Annotated in this window: 16 protein-coding genes; 8 read left to right on the forward strand and 8 right to left on the reverse strand. The window is 73.1% G+C overall.

Annotation, left to right across the window (positions count from 1 at the left end; translation table 11 throughout):
* Positions 1 to 167: 167 nt before the first annotated feature.
* From ABZ716_RS09670 to ABZ716_RS09685, 4 genes are all read right to left on the reverse strand, one after another.
* The gene (locus ABZ716_RS09670) at positions 168 to 647 is read right to left on the reverse strand and encodes a hypothetical protein (protein ID WP_355971260.1); all 480 of its coding nucleotides are present in this window, start codon (positions 645 to 647) and stop codon (positions 168 to 170) included.
* Between the two features lie 155 nt (positions 648 to 802).
* The gene (locus ABZ716_RS09675) at positions 803 to 1,663 is read right to left on the reverse strand and encodes a TIGR03619 family F420-dependent LLM class oxidoreductase (protein WP_358957910.1); all 861 of its coding nucleotides are present in this window, start codon (positions 1,661 to 1,663) and stop codon (positions 803 to 805) included.
* Positions 1,664 to 1,874: 211 nt separating this feature from the next.
* Complete coding sequence (locus ABZ716_RS09680) at positions 1,875 to 4,466, reverse strand: bifunctional FO biosynthesis protein CofGH (protein ID WP_358957912.1); 2,592 nt, start codon at positions 4,464 to 4,466, stop codon at positions 1,875 to 1,877.
* Positions 4,467 to 4,506: 40 nt separating this feature from the next.
* Entirely contained in the window at positions 4,507 to 5,292 is a 786-nt protein-coding gene (locus ABZ716_RS09685) for an SDR family oxidoreductase (protein WP_358957914.1), read from the reverse strand.
* Positions 5,293 to 5,634: 342 nt separating this feature from the next.
* On the opposite strand from ABZ716_RS09685, the gene ABZ716_RS09690 reads away from it, so the two are divergent.
* A complete protein-coding gene (locus ABZ716_RS09690) occupies positions 5,635 to 7,305 on the forward strand; it encodes a lytic transglycosylase domain-containing protein (protein ID WP_358957916.1) in 1,671 nt (556 codons plus the stop codon).
* Positions 7,306 to 7,404: 99 nt separating this feature from the next.
* Here the strand turns inward: ABZ716_RS09690 and ABZ716_RS09695 are convergent, their stop codons facing one another.
* Together ABZ716_RS09695 and ABZ716_RS09700 are read right to left on the reverse strand one after the other, a co-directional pair.
* The gene (locus tag ABZ716_RS09695) at positions 7,405 to 7,983 is read right to left on the reverse strand and encodes a hypothetical protein (protein WP_358812024.1); all 579 of its coding nucleotides are present in this window, start codon (positions 7,981 to 7,983) and stop codon (positions 7,405 to 7,407) included.
* Positions 7,984 to 8,218: 235 nt separating this feature from the next.
* Positions 8,219 to 8,422 (reverse strand): cold-shock protein, encoded by a 204-nt coding sequence (locus ABZ716_RS09700; protein WP_007265804.1) that lies wholly within the window; start codon positions 8,420 to 8,422, stop codon positions 8,219 to 8,221.
* A gap of 237 nt (positions 8,423 to 8,659) precedes the next feature.
* Here ABZ716_RS09700 and ABZ716_RS09705 point away from each other — a divergent pair, with 237 nt between their 5' ends.
* The 7 genes from ABZ716_RS09705 to ABZ716_RS09735 all read left to right on the forward strand — a co-directional run bounded on the left by ABZ716_RS09705 (position 8,660) and on the right by ABZ716_RS09735 (position 16,602).
* A complete protein-coding gene (locus ABZ716_RS09705; protein WP_358812025.1) occupies positions 8,660 to 9,523 on the forward strand; it encodes a menaquinone biosynthesis protein in 864 nt (287 codons plus the stop codon).
* A gap of 262 nt (positions 9,524 to 9,785) precedes the next feature.
* On the forward strand, positions 9,786 to 11,534 hold the full coding sequence (locus ABZ716_RS09710) for a serine/threonine-protein kinase (protein WP_358957918.1): 1,749 nt from the start codon (positions 9,786 to 9,788) through the stop codon (positions 11,532 to 11,534).
* A 74-nt stretch (positions 11,535 to 11,608) separates the two neighbouring features.
* Positions 11,609 to 12,808, forward strand: coding sequence for a cyclic dehypoxanthinyl futalosine synthase (gene mqnC, locus ABZ716_RS09715; protein WP_358812026.1), 1,200 nt, complete (start codon positions 11,609 to 11,611; stop codon positions 12,806 to 12,808).
* 7 nt (positions 12,809 to 12,815) lie between these two features.
* On the forward strand, positions 12,816 to 13,460 hold the full coding sequence (locus ABZ716_RS09720; RefSeq protein WP_358812027.1) for a hypothetical protein: 645 nt from the start codon (positions 12,816 to 12,818) through the stop codon (positions 13,458 to 13,460).
* Between the two features lie 114 nt (positions 13,461 to 13,574).
* Entirely contained in the window at positions 13,575 to 14,270 is a 696-nt protein-coding gene (locus tag ABZ716_RS09725) for a demethylmenaquinone methyltransferase (protein WP_358812028.1), read from the forward strand.
* Between the two features lie 15 nt (positions 14,271 to 14,285).
* Entirely contained in the window at positions 14,286 to 15,197 is a 912-nt protein-coding gene (locus ABZ716_RS09730) for a glutaminase (RefSeq protein WP_358812029.1), read from the forward strand.
* Positions 15,198 to 15,309: 112 nt separating this feature from the next.
* Positions 15,310 to 16,602 carry a geranylgeranyl reductase family protein gene (locus ABZ716_RS09735; protein WP_351878596.1) on the forward strand — a complete coding sequence of 431 codons (1,293 nt, stop codon included), beginning with the start codon at positions 15,310 to 15,312 and terminating at the stop codon, positions 16,600 to 16,602.
* 140 nt (positions 16,603 to 16,742) lie between these two features.
* Here the strand turns inward: ABZ716_RS09735 and ABZ716_RS09740 are convergent, their stop codons facing one another.
* Together ABZ716_RS09740 and ABZ716_RS09745 are read right to left on the reverse strand one after the other, a co-directional pair.
* A complete protein-coding gene (locus ABZ716_RS09740; RefSeq protein ID WP_358812030.1) occupies positions 16,743 to 17,003 on the reverse strand; it encodes a hypothetical protein in 261 nt (86 codons plus the stop codon).
* A 200-nt stretch (positions 17,004 to 17,203) separates the two neighbouring features.
* Positions 17,204 to 18,064 carry a C40 family peptidase gene (locus ABZ716_RS09745; protein WP_351878590.1) on the reverse strand — a complete coding sequence of 287 codons (861 nt, stop codon included), beginning with the start codon at positions 18,062 to 18,064 and terminating at the stop codon, positions 17,204 to 17,206.
* Between the last annotated feature and the right edge of the window lie 243 nt (positions 18,065 to 18,307).

Raw genomic sequence — 18,307 nt, forward strand, 5'->3', positions numbered from 1 at the left:
TTCTCCCTCAGCGGTGCCCCCGCCCCTAGGGAGGCGCCGTCAACGGGGGGATCGGAATCGAAGGTTCCGGTCCAGCACGCGGGAGCGTGACGCCGAACCGGGCCCGGAGCCGCTGCTGCGCTCCGGGCCCGGTTCGTCATGCGCGGGGGCCCGCCGGGCCCGACCCGCTACTTCTTCGTCGGCAGGGCCGGGAGCGAGGGCAGCTTGCCCGGCTCGCTCTTCTGGTAGGTCTCCTGGCCGGCGCCCTCCCAGGTGACCTTCAGGGTGGTGGCGTCCACCGAGTCCACCTTGCCCTTGGAATGGGTCGCGCCCGCCGGGCACTTCAGGTCCAGCGCGGCGCCGGCTGCGGTGCCCTCGCAGCTCAGGCCGGTGGCGGCCTCGACCACGAACGCCTTCTGGCCCTTGACCGTGAGCACCATGGGCTTGCCCTGGGCCATCGAGATCCAGCCGCCCTCCAGCGTGCCCGCGCCGGTGCCCGAGGCCGAGCCGGTGCTCGCGGCGGCCGTCGGGGCCGCGGTGGGGGTGATCGGGGCGGAGCTGGGCTTGGCGTCCGCCTTGGGGGAGGAGTCGCTGCCGCAGGCGGTCAGGGTCAGGGCGGCGGCCAGGGTGGCGGTGGCGAAGGCGGTGAGGCGCAGGGTGCGGTGCACGGGAAGGTCCCCCAGGAAAGCGAGTTGATCGGTCGGTACGACGGAACGCGCCAAAGTACCAGCCGGCCGGTCCGGCGGCCCCGGCACCCGTGGACACGCCCCGCCGGGCCGGGACGGTTCCCCGGCCCCGCCCCCGGCGCGCCCCGGGACGTGGCTCAGAGGTACTGGGCGTAGTCGTCCAGGGCGCGCAGGACCTCGGCCTCGCGGGCGGAGGGGAGTTGCAGCACGACCTCCTCGATGCCCAGCCCCGCGTAGTGCGCGAGCTTGCCGGGGCTCGGCTGGACGGCGTACGGGACCACCTGGAGGGCCTTGGGATCGCGCCCGGCGTCCTCCCAGACCCGGCGCAGCACCGGCAGGCTCTCGGTCAGCCCGCCGCCCCCGATGGGGAGCCAGCCGTCGGCATTCCGCGCGACGGCGGCGAACAGCTTGGGGCCGGCCGCCCCACCGAAGAGCGTGCGCGGCCCGTGCAGCCGCTCCCCGGCCGCCAGTTCGCGCGGGGGCGTGGCGGGCTTGGGGTGGGCGAGGCTGGCCTGGACGGAGCCGTACGGGCCCTCGTAGGCGGTCGGCTCCGGGGACCACAGGGCGCGCATGAGGGCCAGGTGCGCGTGGACCCGTTCGCGCCGGGTGGGCCAGTCGACGCCGTGGTCGGCGGCCTCCTCCACGTTCCAGCCGTAGCCGACGCCGAGGGTCAGGCGGCCGCCGCTGAGGTGGTCGAGGGTGGCGGTCTGCTTGGCCAGGCCGATGGGGTCGTGCTGGGCGACGAGGGTGATGCCCGTGCCGAGGGTCAGGCGGCGGGTGACGGCGGCGGCCTGGGCCAGGGCCACGAAGGGGTCCAGGGTGCGGCCGTACTCCTCGGGGAGTTCCCCGCCCATGGGGGCGGGCGTGGCGCGGTTGGCCGGGATATGGGTGTGCTCGGGGAGGTAGAGGCCGGCGAAGCCGCGCTCTTCGAGGGCGTGGGCGAGGCGGGTGGGGGAGACGGTGCGGTCGGTGAGGAAGATGGTCGTGGCGATCCGCATGAGGCACCTCCGAGTCGTCGGGAGGGCCAAGGTACGGCGTTCCGGGTGCGGGGGGCAGGGCGCTCGGGGGGTACGGGCCGGCGGGTCGGCCGTGCGGGCCGGGGCCGGCCCGCACGGCGGCGGGATCACCGGCGCCGCCCGCCGGCCCGCGCGACGACGGGTTGCCCCGGGTGGCACGGGACGCCCGGGAGCCGGGGCGGGACCTGGCGGCCTACTCCAGGACCGGCAGCAGGTCCGGCAGGTGCCCGTCCGAGGCCCGCGCCGCGTCCTGCCGCTCCTGCGGCACCTGCCCGTACAGCGTCGTCCGGGGACGGGCGGGCCGCCCCGCAGCCTCCGCGACCGCGACCAGGTCCCGCACCGACTTGTACGAGCCGTACGAGGAGCCCGCCATCCGGGAGATGGTCTCCTCCATCAGCGTCCCGCCCAGGTCGTTGGCCCCGGAGCGGAGCATCTGCGCCGCGCCCTCCGTGCCGAGCTTGACCCAGCTCGTCTGGATGTTGGGGATGTGCGGGTGCAGCAGCAGCCGGGCCATCGCCGTCACCGCCCGGTTGTCGCGGACCGTCGGGCCCGGCCGGGCGATGCCCGCCAGGTAGACGGGGGCGTTGGTGTGGATGAAGGGGAGCGTCACGAACTCCGTGAACCCCTCCACCCCCTTGGCGAGGGCGCTCTCCTGGATGCGGGCCAGGGTGCGGAAGTGGCCGAGCCAGTGCCGGGGCTGGTCCACGTGCCCGTACATCATCGTGGAGGAGGAGCGGATGCCCAGCTCGTGGGCGGTGGTGATGACCTCCGTCCAGTCCGCCGTGGGCAGCTTGCCCTTGGTGAGCACCCAGCGGACCTCGTCGTCCAGGATCTCCGCCGCCGTGCCCGGGATCGAGTCCAGCCCGGCCTCCTTGGCGGCCGTCAGCCAGTCCCGTACGGACATCCCGGTGCGGGTGGCGCCGTTGACGACCTCCATCGGGGAGAAGGCGTGCACGTGCATGCCCGGCACCCGCTGCTTGACCGCCCGCGCGATGTCGAAGTACGCCGTCCCCGGCAGGTCCGGGTGGATGCCGCCCTGCATGCACACCTCGACGGCGCCCACCTCCCACGCCTGGGCGGCCCGGTCGGCGACCTGCTCCAGGGAGAGGGTGTAGGCGTCGGCGTCGGTGCGGCGCTGCGCGAAGGCGCAGAAACGGCAGCCGGTGTAGCAGACATTGGTGAAGTTGATGTTCCGCGTGACGATGTACGTGACGTCCTCGCCCACCACCGACCTGCGCAGGTCGTCCGCGATCCGGCACAGGGCGTCCAGTGCCGGGCCGTCCGCGTGCAGCAGGGCCAGGGCCTGCTCGTCGGTGAGCGACTCCGGGTCGTCGGCGGCCCGCGCCAGTGCGGCCCGTACGTCGGTGTCGATCCGCTCGGGCACCATGCCGGGCGCCGCCGCCTCGCGCAGGGCCTCCCAGTCGCCGTAGACCTCGTCGAAGTCCGCGCGGCGGTCGCCGGTACGGCCCTCGGTGTCGATGGCGGTGTGCAGGTCGGTGCGCCCGGCGGCGGTGAAGACCTCCTCGGGCTCCTGCCAGGGCCGCCCCTCGACGGTGGCGTCCGGGAGGGCCAGACCGGTCTCGGGGTCGGCGAGCGCCCGGACGTGGGGCAGCAGCCGGGGGTCCAGCCAGGGCTCGCCCCGGCGCACGAACTCCGGGTACACGCAGAGCCGTTCGCGCAGCTCGAACCCGGCCGCCGCCGACTGCTCGGCCAGCAGGTCGATCTGGGGCCAGGGCCGCTCGGGGTTGACGTGGTCCGGGGTGAGCGGGGAGACCCCGCCCCAGTCGTCGATCCCGGCGCCGATCAGGCGGGCGTACTCCCCGTCCACCAGGTTGGGCGGGGCCTGGAGGCAGGCGGAGGGGCCCATGATGTGCCGGGCCACGGCGACCGTGGCGACCAGGTCGTCCAGTTCGGCGTCCGGCATCCCGCGCATCGCCGTGTCCGGCTTGGCGCGGAAGTTCTGGATGATCAGCTCCTGGATGCCGTGGTAGGCACGGGAGATCCGGCGCAGCGCGAACAGCGACTCGGCGCGCTCCTCGTAGGTCTCGCTGATGCCGATGAGCAGCCCGGAGGTGAAGGGGACCGAGGAGCGGCCGGCGTCCTCCAGGACGCGCAGGCGGACGGCCGGTTCCTTGTCGGGGGAGCCGTGGTGCGGGCCGCCGGGCTCGGACCACAGCCGGGTGGCGGTGGTCTCCAGCATCATGCCCATGGACGGGGCCACCGGCTTCAGCCGCTGGAAGTCCGCCCAGGACAGCACGCCCGGGTTGAGGTGGGGCAGCAGCCCGGTCTCCTCCAGGATGCGCACGGAGATGGCGCGGACGTAGGAGACGGTGTCGTCGTAGCCCTCCGCCTCCAGCCACTCCCGTGCTTCCGGCCAGCGGTCCTCGGGCTTGTCCCCGAGGGTGATCAGGGCTTCCTTGCAGCCGAGCGCGGCGCCCCGGCGGGCGATGTCGAGGACCTCGTCCGGGGACATGAACATCCCGTGGCCCGCGCGCCGCAGCTTCCCGGGGACGGTGGCGAAGGTGCAGTAGTGGCACTTGTCGCGGCAGAGCCGGGTGAGGGGGATGAACACGCTCTTCGAGTACGTGATCACGCCCGCGCGGCCGGCGGCCTCCAGGCCCGCGTCGCGCACCCGGGCGGCGGAGGCGGCCAGGTCCTCCAGGGCCGCACCGCGGGCCTGGAGCAGCACGGCCGCCTCGGCCGCGTCGAGCGCGACACCGTCACGGGCCCGCCGGAGCGCACGGCGCATCGCGTTGTCGGTCGGGGCGTCACTCGGAGTGGTCATACGGCGAGCATACGATCAGCGGTTCGGCGTCCGGCGAGGGTCACCGCATCAGCTCACCGGCGTTGACCAGCAGGGACTGGCCGGTTATCGCCCGTGCCCGGTCGGAGGCGAGGAAGACGGCGGCGTCCGCGACGTCCCCGTCGGTGGCGAGGTCGGGCAGGGCCATCCGGTCCGTGAGCCGGGCGAGCACCTCGGCCTCGGGGACGTTCTCGGTGTGGGCGGTGAAGGTGACGAACGCCTGCACGGGCGGCCCCCACATCCAGCCGGGGAGCACGGTGTTGACGCGGATCCGGTGCGGGCCGAGCTCGCGGGCCAGGGAGTACATGGCGGAGGTCAGGGCGCCCTTGGAGGCGGCGTAGGCGGTCTGGCGGACCTCGCTGGGCGCGGCGACGGCGGACTGGGTGCCGATGAGGACCACGGAGCCGCCGCCCGCGTCCTTGAGGGCGGGCAGGCAGGAGCGGGTCATGCGCAGGGTGCCCAGGAGGTTGACGTCGAGGATCTGCTGCCAGGTCCCGAAGTCGGCGTCCTGAAGACCGCCGAAGGTGGAGTCCCAGGCGGCCACGTGCACGACGGCGTCGATCCCGCCGAAGCGCTCGGCGGCCAGCGCGGCGAGGGCCTCGCACTGCCGCTCGTCGGTGATGTCGGTGGGGAGGTGGGCGGTGTGCCCGCCGTCGGGGTCGATCTCGGCGGCGGTCTTGGCCAGGTTGGCGGCGGTGCGCGCGCCGAGGACGGCGTTCCCGCCGTCGCGGACCACGGCGGCGGCCACCTGGTGGCCGAGCCCGGCCCCCACCCCGGAGACGACGACGGTCTTCCCTCGCAGCAGCATGGCGCGCTCCCCGCGTGACGTGACGGCGTACGGTATCTGACGGAGCGTCAGAGTAGGCCGGGGCGGCCGCGGGGGGAAGGGGCGCGCGGGCCTCGTCCCGCGCTCCGCCGTGCGCCATGAAAACCCTGCCATATCCCCATGCGCCTTGATAGAACGGTCCTTTGGGACCTTTCCGGACTCGCGGACGTCCGGGGTCACAGGCGGGTGAAGCCGAGACGAATGGCGCGTCATATCTGCGGGGGCGACGGCGAGTCGCGTCCGAATACCTGATAGACAGAACAATCACGGCCCGACCGGCCGTGCACCTGACTTCGCCGGCCGCCTTGGGGGGATCGCCGCACCGTGAAGCCGCTTCACCGTCACGTAGTCAACACCTCGCGGAAAGTACTGTGCACGGCCGCCCTCGCGGCCAGCCTGACCACCGCCGCCGTGGTGACCAACACCCCGGTCGCCGGCGCGGGCGAGGCGGAACCCACCCCGGACAGTCCGCAGGCCGCCGAGCGCGGTGACGCCCGCCTCGACCTGCCGGGCCAGCTCGCCGACCCCGTCGTCCCGCCCGCCGCGGGCGGGGGCACGGCGGCCGAAGGCGCCGCCGGCATCCCCGCGACCGCCCTCGACGCCTACAAGCGCGCCGAGGTCGCCGTCGCCGCCGCGCTCCCGAAGTGCAAGCTGCCCTGGCAGCTGGTCGCGGGCATAGGCCGCGTCGAGTCCGTGCACGCCTCCGGCTACGGGCTCAAGGACGACGGCACCACCGAGAGGCCGATCCGCGGCCCCCGCCTCGACGGCAACGGTTTCGCGAAGATCCTCGACACCGACAAGGGCGAGTTCGACGGCGACACCGAGTTCGACCGCGCCTTCGGCCCGCTCCAGTTCATCCCCTCCACCTGGGCCACCTGGAAGGCCGACGGCAACGGGGACGGCAAGCGCGACGCCAACAACATCTACGACGCGGCGCTGGGCGCGGGCCTCTACCTCTGCTCGGGCGGCAGGGACCTGTCGAACCCGGCCGACCTCGACCAGGCCATCCTCAGCTACAACAGCTCGCGCGAGTACGTGAACAGCGTGCTCGGCTACATGCACCAGTACCAGCAGGACGGCACCGCGGGGGTCCCCAACCCGCCCGTCGGCACCTACCCGACGCCGCCGACCCCGCACATCCCGACCCCTTCTCCGAAGCCCTCGACGAAGCCGGCGCCCACGCCGAAGCCGACGCCCAAGCCGGACCCGAAGCCCACCCCGGACCCGACCAAGCCCACCCCGACGCCGGACCCGTCGAAGCCGACCCCGGCGCCGGCCACCCTGGCCAAGCTGGAGCGGCTCGGCGACACCGCGCTGACGGCGGAGGCCGGCAGCACGTTCGCGGACGGGGTCCGCTTCAAGGCGGTCCTCAGCGACGGCAAGCCCGCCGCCGGCCAGGCCGTGGTGGTCGCGGTCGAGCAGGACACCACCGGCGGCACGGGCTTCGTCTTCGGTGACGAGCCGAGCGTGGTCGTCCGTACCGACGCCCAGGGCATCGCCACCGCCCCGCGCCTGAAGGCCGGCCCGAAGGCGGGCACCTTCACCCTGCGGGCCACGGCCTACGACGCCAGGAGCCAGTTCACCGTGGCCGTGGACGGCAAGGTCACCGAGAAGCCGGCCGAGAAGCCGGTGGTGCTCACCCGTACGGACGGCTCCCAGCCGGTGCGGGTCGCGGCCGGCACCCCGGTGAAGGGGCTGGAGTTCCTGGCGGCCCGCGGCGACGCGCCGCAGGCCGGCGTCCAGCTCACCGCCGAGCTGGTCACGGGCACGCCCGGGGCCTGGGTCCCGGTCGACCCGGAGACGGCCAAGGGCCCCTTCTTCAAGGGCGCGGCCGAGGGCCAGAAGCTGTTCACGGTGCAGCCGGCCAAGACCAGGGCCGACGGCACGACCGTGCTGCCCGACCTGCTGACCACGGACGCGCCCGCGGGCACGTACCACCTGCGGCTCACCACGGCCGACGGGGCGCAGCTGGTCCTGGAGGTCAAGGTCGTCTGACCCGCCCGTAGGGACACGACGGCACGGCCGGTCGCGAGGAGCGACCGGCCGTGCCGTCATCTGCGCGGGTCCCTTGCGCGGGTCCCTCGCGCGGGTCCCTTATACGGGGGTGTCCTGCACGGGGGTGAAACCGGTGCCGCAGACGCCGGGCAGGTTCGCCGGGGTGAACGGCACGACCGAGGTGACGCAGGTGGCCTGGTGGAGCACGCCGTCCCGGGCCAGCAGGCTGATGTAGAGGTGGCCGGGGAGGGTCTCGGTGACCGAGGCGGCGGTGTCCGTGACGCACGTCGGGGCGTGCGCCAGGATGCCCAGGTTGACCCAGACGCCGGGGTTGCGGCTGTCGTTGAGGAAGGCGTGGCCGTGGCGGTCGGTCGTCACCCGGAAGATCGGCCCGTCGGGGAGGGTGTCGATCGCGGCGGTGGCGAGGTCACGGGAGGTCGAGCACTTCTTGTGGTAGTCGTCCCGGTCGTCGTCCTCGTTGCGGACCGGCGTGGCCATCCCGGCCTGCTGCACGGGCTTGGCCGGCTTGGCCTTCGCGGGGTGGGACGCCTTCTTCTTGGGCTGCGGGTGGGGGTCCATGCCGCCGCTGGCGGCCGCGGACGGCACCAGGAGCGCGCCGAGGAGCACCGCTCCCGACACCGCCGAGAGCCCCCGTGCGGCCCAAGCGAGCTTCGTCATCTGTTTCCTCCGTGGAGTGCAGGCCGGATGTCCGCGACCGAACATCCCCGAGCCACGTCACGGGCACACGGAAAGTCACGGGTCGTCACCCTGCGGCACCACAGCTGCCCCCCGAACGGCGGCGGCGCTTGGACCGGAAGGAAAAAGGCAGGAGCCCCGCCCCCACCGTTCGCACGGGTGGGGCAGGGCTCCTTGGGTACTGCGAAATCCGACCGCGATCCGGCCGGCCTGGCGACTAGGCCGGGGTGACGTTCTCCGCCTGCGGGCCCTTCGGACCCTGCGTGACGTCGAAGTTCACCTGCTGGTTCTCCTCCAGGGAGCGGAAGCCAGAGGCGTTGATCGCGGAGTAGTGGACGAAGACATCCGGGCCGCCGCCGTCCTGGGCGATGAAGCCGAAGCCCTTTTCAGCGTTGAACCACTTCACGGTTCCGGTAGCCATGAGCCCTCCTATGGGCCAAAGGGTCGCCCTGCTCCAGAACCTGCTAAGAAGTCTGAAAACTACAAAAGCCTGCGGGTTACATGCTCCGCAGGCTCCGTACTGCAAGGGAAACCAAAACTGCAACTTGCGTCGAGCCTAGCACGCACCCTCGCCGCGAGACCAGAGGGAAAGATCACGTCACCCGGACGTTTGAGACCCGCTCGATCGCTGACGGAGAAGCGGGGCTAGTCTCGCGATGTGGACGTCTATCGCAGCCGGCCCAGGGTCGGCCACATCCAGTTCCTGAACTGCCTGCCCCTCTACTGGGGGCTCGCGCGCACCGGCACCCTGCTGGACATGGAGCTGACCAAGGACACCCCCGAGAAGCTGAGCGAGCGGCTCGTCCGGGGTGAGCTGGACATCGCCCCGATCACCCTCGTGGAGTTCCTCCGCAACGCCGACCAGCTCGTCGCCCTCCAGGACATCGCGGTCGGCTGCGACGGCCCCGTCATGTCCTGCGTGATCGTCTCGCAGGTCCCGCTGGAGCAGCTCGACGGCGCCCGGGTGGCCCTCGGCTCGACCTCGCGGACCTCCGTACGCCTGGCCCAGCTGCTACTGGCCGAGCAGTACGGGGTGCGGCCCGACTACTACACCTGCCCCCCTGACCTGGGGCTGATGATGCAGGAGGCCGAAGCGGCGGTCCTGATCGGTGACGCCGCGCTGCGCGCCTCGCTGCACGACGCACCCCGGCTGGGACTGACCGTGCACGACCTGGGGCTGATGTGGAAGGAGTGGACGGGGCTGCCCTTCGTCTTCGCCGTGTGGGCCGCCCGCAAGGACTACCTGGCCCGCGAGCCCGAGATCGTCCGCGAGGCGCACGACGCCTTCCTCGCCTCACGGGACCTCTCCCTGGAGGAGGTCGTGAAGGTGTCCGAGCACGCGGCGCGCTGGGAGTCCTTCGACGCCGCACTGCTCCAGCGCTACTTCACCACCCTCGACTTCCGCTTCGGGCCGGAGCAGCTCGCCGGGGTGCGCGAATTCGCACGTCGTACGGCCGCGGACACCGGCTATGCGCCGGATGTGACCGTGGAGCTGCTGAAGGCGGGCGCGCCGCAGCGCTGATCATCACCAATAGCCCCAGGAGACCCGGGAGATCCCGGAGATCCCGGCGATAATGTTCCGTTTGCCGGAAATTCGTTCCCCTTTCGTATTCCCGTCGGACCGGGCGGAACAACACACCGGAACGCCGCCCGGAACGCCGCCCCGAACGCCCCGGCGGGAATTGCGCATTCGCCCCGGCGGCCGGGCCCCCGTACGGCCCGTCCCACCGCCTAAGGTGCTGCAGTCCGGGTGACAGCGCGCCCGGGGGACAAGGGGGGACGGGATGCAGCCGCTCGAAGCAGGTGAGCCGCGGACCATCGGGGAGTACCGGCTGCTCGGCCGGCTCGGCGCGGGCGGCATGGGCCGGGTCTACCTGGGGCGCAACGCCGGCGGGCGGACCGTCGCCGTGAAGGTGGTGCACCCCCACTTCGCCTCCGACACCGAGTTCCGCGCCCGCTTCCGCCGCGAGGTGGAGGCCGCGCGGCGGGTGGGCGGGGAGTGGACCGCGCCCGTCCTGGACGCCGACCCGGACGCGGCCGTGCCGTGGGTGGCGACCGGGTACGTCGCGGGACCCTCGCTGGACCGGGCCGTCGCCGGGCACGGCCCCCTGCCCGAGCCCTCGGTGCGGGCCGTGGGCGCGGGGCTGGCCCGGGCCCTGGTGGCGGTGCACGGGCTGGGCCTCGTCCACCGGGACGTGAAGCCGTCGAACGTGATGCTGACCCTGGACGGGCCCCGGCTGATCGACTTCGGGATCGCCCGGGCCACGGACGGCACCGCCTCGCTGACCTCCACCGGCGTCTCCATCGGCTCGCCCGGTTACATGTCCCCGGAGCAGATCCTCGGCAAGGGGGTCACGGGCGCCTCGGACGTGTTCTCGCTGGGTGCGGTCCTGGCCTTCGCCGCGACCGGCCGGCCGCCCTTCAGCGGGGACAACTCCGCCACCCTCCTCTACAAGGTGGTGCACGAGGAGCCCGAGCTGGACGCCGTCCCGGCCGGGCAGCTGCGCGAGCTGATCGCCGCCTGCCTGGCGAAGACGGCCGCCGAGCGGCCCGCCCCGCACGCCCTGGCCGCCGCGCTGGGCGGGGCGCTCGGCGCGCCCGGGTGGCTTCCGGCGCCGCTGGTGGAGGAGGCGAGCCGCGCGGCGGTGGCCCTGCTGAACCTGGACGCCGCCGAGCCCTCCGACGCCTCCCCTTCCGGGCCGGTGCCGTTCACCGGGGGGTCCTTCGGCGGGCCCGTCGGCGGTTCCGTCGGCGGCGGGTTCGGGACGCCGGACCCCTCGTACGGGTACCCCGGCGGCTACGCGAGCGCTGCCGGCCCCTACGGCCCCGGCAGCGGCCCGTACGGGCCGGGACCCGGCGGCTCCATGGGCGGCGGGGTGTACGGGATGCCCACCGAGACGGCCGGGCCCCCCGGGGTGCCGGGGCAGCGCGACGCTCCGCCGGGCGAGCGGCGCCGGATGACCGTCCGGGCCACCGGCCGCCGGTTCAGCTGCACCGTGGTGCTCGGCGCGGCCGCCGCCCTGGTGGCCCTGGGCGGCGGCCTGTACGGCACGGGGCTGCTGCCCGGCCGGTCCGACTCCCACGACAAGGTGGTGGGCCAGCCCCCGGCCACCTCCAAGGCCCCGGATCCCGCCGGCTCCGCCCCGTCCTCGCCGGCCCCGTCGAAGGGCACCCGGAACGACGTCCCCAAGGAGCTCGTCGGCACCTGGAAGGGCACCGTCACCACCAACCTCGGGGCCACCAGCCAGTTCGAGATCACCATCAAGGGCGGCAAGGTCGGCGAGGTCGTCGCCCGGGACAAGTCCGTCCTGCCGCTCCTCGGCACCGACTGCAGCGGTGACTGGAAGCTCAGCTCCGCCACCGACCGCTCCCTGGTCCTGGACACCGCGGGCGGCCCCAACCCGGCCCCCGGCATCTGCGCCGGAGGCTCCGCCGACGAACGGTTCACCCTGAACCAGGGCGGCTCGCTGCACTACAAGTCGGGGGACAGGGCGGCCGGCAACCCCGAGGGCGACCTCACCCGCAGCCCCTGACGGAGCGGGCGGGGGCCCTGGCGTAGGCTGGATCGGTCCGGATCCTTGACACACCGCCGAAAGGTGACCCACCGGTGACCGACCTGGCCGCACTCCAGTCCGTCCTCGACCGCGCCGCCGCCGGGGGCCGGATCACCAAGGAAGAGGCGCTCGACCTCTACCGGCACGCCCCGCTGCACGCGCTCGGCCAGGCCGCCGACGCGGTGCGCCGCCGCCGCTACGCCGGTACCGAGCACATCGCGACGTACATCATCGAGCGCAACATCAACTACACCAACGTGTGTGTCACGGCCTGCAAGTTCTGCGCCTTCTACGCGGCCCCGAAGGACACGAAGAAGGGCTGGAGCCGCGGCCTCGACGACATCCTGCGCCGCTGCGCGGAGACCGTCGAACTCGGCGGCACGCAGATCATGTTCCAGGGCGGCCACCACCCGGACTACGGCGTGGAGTACTACGAGGAGCACTTCTCCGCCATCAAGCAGGCGTTCCCGCAGCTGGTCATCCACTCCCTCGGCGCGTCCGAGGTCGATCACATGGCCCGGATCTCGGGGGTCTCGGCGGAGGAGGCCATCCGGCGCATCCACGCCGCGGGCCTCGACTCCTTCGCGGGCGCCGGCGCGGAACTCCTGCCGGAGCGGCCGCGCAAGGCGATCGCCCCGCTGAAGGAGTCCGGCGAGCGCTGGCTGGAGATCATGGAGATCGCCCACAAGCTGGGCGTGGAGTCCACCTCCACCATGCTGATGGGCACCGGCGAGACCAACGCCGAGCGCATCGAGCACATCGCGATGATCCGCGACACGCAGGACCGCACCGGCGGCTTCCGCGCGTTCATCCCGTACACGTACCAGCCCGAGAACAACCACCTCAAGGGCCGGACCCAGGCGACCGTCTTCGAGTACCTGCGCATGATCGCCGTCGCGCGGCTCTTCCTGGACAACATCGCGCACATCCAGGGCTCCTGGCTGACCGTCGGCAAGGAGGCGGGCCAGCTCTCCCTGCACTACGGCGCCGACGACCTCGGTTCGATCATGCTGGAGGAGAACGTCGTCTCCTCGGCCGGTGCCAAGCACCGCTCGAACCGCCAGGAGATCATCGACCTGATCCGGAAGGCGGGCCGCGTCCCCGCGCAGCGCGCGACCACCTACGAGCACCTCGTGGTGCACGAGGACCCGGCGAACGACCCGGTCGACGACCGCGTCGTCTCGCACATCTCCTCGACCGCGATCGAGGGCGGCACGGCGCACCCCGAGCTGAAGCTCATCTCCTCCCGCTGACCGCCCCATGCTGACGCTGCACACCGCCGGGCTCCTCGTCACCGGGCCGGACGCCGTACCGCTGGAGGGCGGCGCCGTCCTGGTGGAGGGCGACCGGATCGTCCGGACGGGCCCGTACGAGGAGCTCGCCGCGGCCGCTCCGCACGCCCGGGTGCGGCGCTGGCCCGGGGTGCTCACCCCGGGGCTGCTGGCGCGCGGGGCGGACGTGCTGCTGGAGGGGACGTACTACCCCGACGACCCCTACGAGATCACCGAGCTCGGCGCCGCCCCGATCACCGGCGCCGAGGCGCTCGACGCCCTGAAGCTGACCGACGCCCGCCGGGGCAACAGCGCCCGGCGCGGCACGCAGAAGCTGCTGGCGCGCGGGGTGGTGGCGGTGGCCGGGCGGTTCACCGTCCCGGCGGTGCGCACCGCGGTGGTCCGCTCGGGCCTGGCCGTCGTCCCGCCCGCCCCCTGCGAGGGGGTGCCCGCGCTGGATCCGCTCACCGGCCGCGACAGCGCCGGGCCGGCCTTCCACGGGGTGCTGGAGGCGGGGGCCCCGGCCCGGTTCGCGGTGTTCGCGGTGGCGGACGAGGCCGAGCTGCTGGAACGCGGGGCCACCACCTGCGTGGCGACCGTCATCGGCGGGCGGCTGCTGCACCGGCGGCGCTAGACCGCCGCCTGTACGGGTGAGGGCACCGCTCCGCTCCGGGCGGGGGCCTGAGAGGATGACCCCGTACGAGCCGACCGACCGGCAGCCACACCGAGCACCGAGGGGCCACCGCCAGTGACAAGGGCTTCCCTGGACAAGCAGCCGCACGAAGTCGCCTCCATGTTCGACGGCGTGGCGGCGAAGTACGACCTCACCAACGACGTGCTCTCCCTCGGGCAGGCACGCCTGTGGCGCAAGGAGGCCGCCAAGGCGGTCGCCGCCCGCCCCGGCCAGAAGGTGCTCGACCTGGCCGCCGGTACCGCGACCTCCTCCCTGCCGTACGCCGCCACCGGCGCGTACGTCGTCCCCTGCGACTTCTCCCTCGGGATGCTGCGGGAGGGCAAGAAGCGCAACCCCTGGCTGCCGCTGACGGCGGGCGACGCGACGCGGCTGCCGTTCAAGGACGACGTCTTCGACACCGTGACGATCTCCTTCGGGCTGCGCAACGTCCACGACACCGACGCCGCGCTGCGCGAGCTGTACCGGGTGACCAAGCCCGGCGGGCAGATCGTCATCAGCGAGTTCTCGCAGCCGGTCTGGGCGCCCTTCCGCACGCTCTACACCGAGTACCTGATGCGCGCCCTGCCGCCGGTGGCCCGCGCGGTGTCCTCCAACCCCGACGCGTACGTGTACCTCGCCGAGTCCATCCGGGAGTGGCCGGACCAGCCGGCGCTGGCCGGGCTGCTGGCCAAGGCGGGCTGGGGCAAGGTCGCCTGGCGCGACCTGAGCGGCGGCATCGTGGCCCTGCACCGCGGCTTCAAGGTCCAGTAGCGTCCGTTGGCACCCGTGGACTACCAGCACCTCCTGGAACAGATCGCGGCGGACGTCGCCCCGCTGATCGGCAGCGGCACCCCCGCCGAGTACATCCCGGCGCTCGCGGGCGTCGAGCCCCGGCGGTTCGGGATGGCCCTCGCCGACCTGGACGGCAACGTCTTCGGCACCGGCGACTGGCGGGTGCCGTTCTCCACCCAGTCGATCACCAAGGTCTTCGCGCTGGCCCTCGCCCTCGCGGAGGGCGGGGACAGCCTGTGGGAGCGGGTGGGCCGGGAGCCGTCCGGCAACCCGTTCAACTCGCTGGTGCAGCTGGAGTACGAGAACGGGATCCCGCGCAACCCGTTCATCAACGCGGGCGCGCTCGTCGTCACCGACCGGCTCCAGACCCTCACGGGTGACGCGAGCAGCGAACTGCTGGACTTCCTGCGGCAGGAGAGCGGCAACCCGGAGGTCTCCTTCGACCCGGAGGTGGCCGCGTCCGAGCACGAACACGGCGACCGCAACGCCGCCGTGGCGCACTTCATGGCCTCGTACGGCAACATCGACAACCCCGTTCCGGCGCTGCTGGACCACTACTTCTGGCAGTGCTCGATCGAGATGACCTGCGCCGACCTGGCCCTGGCCGGACGCTTCCTGGCCCGGCACGGGCTGCGGGCGGACGGTTCGCGGCTGCTGACCCGCAGCGAGGCCAAGCAGATCAACGCGGTGATGATGACGTGCGGGACGTACGACGCCGCCGGGGAGTTCGCCTACCGGGTGGGCCTGCCGGGCAAGAGCGGCGTCGGCGGCGGCATCATCGCGGTCGTCCCGGGCCGCTGCACCCTCGCGGTCTGGAGCCCGGGCCTGGACCGGCAGGGCAACTCGGTGGCCGGCGTGGCCGCCCTGGACCGCTTCACGACGCTCACGGGCCTCAGCGTCTTCTGATCCGGCCGGGCGTCGGGTCGCAAGGGCGGCCGCGCTCCGTTCCGGCCTGCATAGACTGCCTCATGTCCTGTGCCGTCGCGCACCCCTTGTCGAGCCTTCGGGAGACCCCGCAGTGACCGAGTCCACCGAGCCCCTCTCCGAACACCGCGCGGACGTGATCGTCGTCGGGGCCGGGCCCGCCGGCTCGACCACCGCCTACTACCTCGCCAAGGCCGGCCTCGACGTCCTGCTCCTGGAGAAGACGGCGTTCCCGCGCGAGAAGGTCTGCGGTGACGGGCTGACGCCCCGCGCCACGAAGCAGCTCGTGGCGATGGGCATCGACATCTCCGAAGAGGCCGGCTGGCTGCGCAACAAGGGCCTGCGCATCATCGGCGGCGGCCAGCGGCTCCAGCTCGACTGGCCGGAACTCGCCTCCTTCCCCGACTACGGACTCGTCCGCAAGCGCGACGACTTCGACGAGACCCTGGCCCGCCAGGCGCAGAAGGCCGGCGCCCGCCTCTACGAGCGCTGCAACGTCGGCGAGCCCGTCCGCGACCCGCGCACCGGCCACATCACCGGCGTGCAGGCGAAGCTCGGCGAGGAGAAGACCCCGGTCACCTTCCACGCCCCGCTCGTGGTCGCCGCCGACGGCAACTCCTCGCGGCTGTCCCTCGCGATGGGCCTGCACCGGCGCGAGGACCGCCCGATGGGCGTGGCGGTGCGCACGTACTTCACCTCGCCCCGGCACGACGACGACTACCTGGAGTCCTGGCTGGAGCTGTGGGACCGGCGCGGCCCGCAGGACCGGCTGCTGCCCGGCTACGGCTGGATCTTCGGCATGGGCGACGGCACCTCCAACGTCGGCCTCGGCATCCTCAACTCCTCCTCCGCGTTCAAGGAGCTGGACTGGCGCGAGGTCCTCAAGGCGTGGTGCGCGTCCATGCCGGAGGACTGGGGCTACACCCCCGAGAACATGACGCAGCCGATCCGCGGCGCGGCCCTGCCGATGGCCTTCAACCGGCAGCCGCACTACACCAAGGGCCTGCTGCTGGTCGGGGACGCGGGCGGGCTCGTCAACCCGTTCAACGGCGAGGGCATCGCCTACGCGATGGAGTCCGGGCAGCTCGCGGCGGACGTCATCGTCCAGGCCCACGCCCGTGCCACCCCCGCCCAGCGGGAGCTGGCGCTGCACAACTACCCGAAGGTGCTGAAGGAGACCTACGGCGGCTACTACACGCTGGGCCGCGCCTTCGTGAAGCTGATCGGCAACCCGGCGGTCATGAAGATCGCCGCTCAGCGGGGGCTGACGCACCCCGTGCTGATGCGCTTCACCCTGAAGATGCTGGCGAACCTGACCGACCCGACGGGCGGCGACGCCATGGACCGCATCATCAACGGCCTCTCGAAGGTGGCCCCGAGGGCCTGAGCCGGGCCCCGACGCCCCGGAGCCGCCCCCGGGCCTCCCGGCGGGCGTCAGGGCCGTCCCAGGGGCGTCAGGGCCGTTTCCGGGGCGCCTCAGGTCGTTCCCAAGGCAGGCCCGGCCGTCCGGGGGCTTCGGGGGCCCGCTCAGCCGTCCGCGGGCTCCTGGCCCGTCTCGGGCGCCGCGTGGACGGTACGCACGCACCGGGCCAGCAGGCCGAGGCCGGCGACCAGGAGGGCGCCGGAGACGGTCCAGCCGAGGCCCAGGGTCAGCGGGGTGCCCGGCTTCTGCCAGGGCCGGGCGGTGGTCAGCAGCCAGCCGCCTACCGCCAGCATGCCGAGGCCGAGGGCGGCGGGCAGGGCGGTGCCGTCACCGTCGCCGTGGTCCTCGTACGGGGTTCCGTTCACGGGCTGACCACCTCCGGGGATCGCTACGGGCGCACGGGTACGCCGCCCATCTTCGCAGGGCCGCGGAGGATTCCGCACCGACCGTGCGCCGGGCGGGACTTCGGCCGCGGCGGCGGGCGGTGTCCGGGCATGCCGGAGGTCCGGTACTCCGTCCCCGGGCGGGGGAGGGGGAGTACCGGACCTCGCGGAGACCGGGTGGGTCAGAGGACGCGGACGGCGCCCGTCGGCATGTCGTAGCTCAGCGGGCGCTCGACGATGCCCGTGCTGGGGTTCTGCGCGCCGACGAACTTGCCGCCGCCGACGTAGATGGCGACGTGGTAGGCGCTGCCCTTGGGGCCCCAGTACAGGATGTCGCCCGGCTGGAGGTTGCTCAGGGACACCGAGGTACCGGCCAGGGACTGGTCCTGGGAGGTGCGGTCCAGGGTGATGCCGGCCTGGCGGTAGGCGGCCTGCACCAGACCCGAGCAGTCGTACGCGGAGGGGCCGGTGGCACCCATCACGTACGCCTTGCCGACCTGGTTGTAGGCGAAGTTGACGATGGCCGCGGCGGAGCCGGTGGCGGAGGAGCGGCCGCTGCTGGAGCCGCCCTTGACGACGGCACCGCTGCCGTCGTCGGAAGCGGAGGCGTTCGTCAGGGAGGTGCGGCCGGAGCTGCGGCCCGCGCGCTCGGCCTCCGCCTTGCGGTCGGCCTCCTGCTTCGCCTTCTGCTCGGCGGCCTTCTGGGCCTCTTCCTTCGCCTGCTTCGCCTCGGCGGCGGCACCCGTACGGGCGCTCTCCTCCTGGGCGTTCAGCTCGCCGGTGACGGCGGCCTCGACGGCGGCGACGCGGGTGTTCTCAGCGGCGGTGTTGACCGCGTTGGAGACCTCGGTACCGAGGTCCAGGCTGAGGACCGGCATCTCCAGCGTCGTCTCGGCCACGGGCTCGGGAGACGGGGACGCGCTCGCGGTGCCGGCCATCGCCAGGGTGCTGAGGACGCCACCGGCAACTCCGGCGCGGACCGCGAGCTTCGAGGCGCTGCGGCGGGGCTTCCGGTGGCTGGGTATGTGAGCGGTGTGGGACATGGGACAACCGCTATCAGGGGTGCAGGGTCACCTTCAAGAAACGTGGTCTGCGCCACAGTTGCGGAAAATGCCCGGCAACCGGGCGCGCCGCGCGGCATATTGACGCCGTAACGGACGAAACGGACAGCTGCTCACAGGGCTGTGATCATGGGCTTTCATCAATAAGTCCGAATTGATCCACCGCCTACCATCCAGTCGCACAGATGGCCAAGCCTCCTTTTTGCGGCCCATGATCCATGTGTC

Source organism: Streptomyces sp. NPDC006687 (genome assembly GCF_040636215.1).
In the GTDB taxonomy this organism is placed as follows: domain Bacteria; phylum Actinomycetota; class Actinomycetes; order Streptomycetales; family Streptomycetaceae; genus Streptomyces.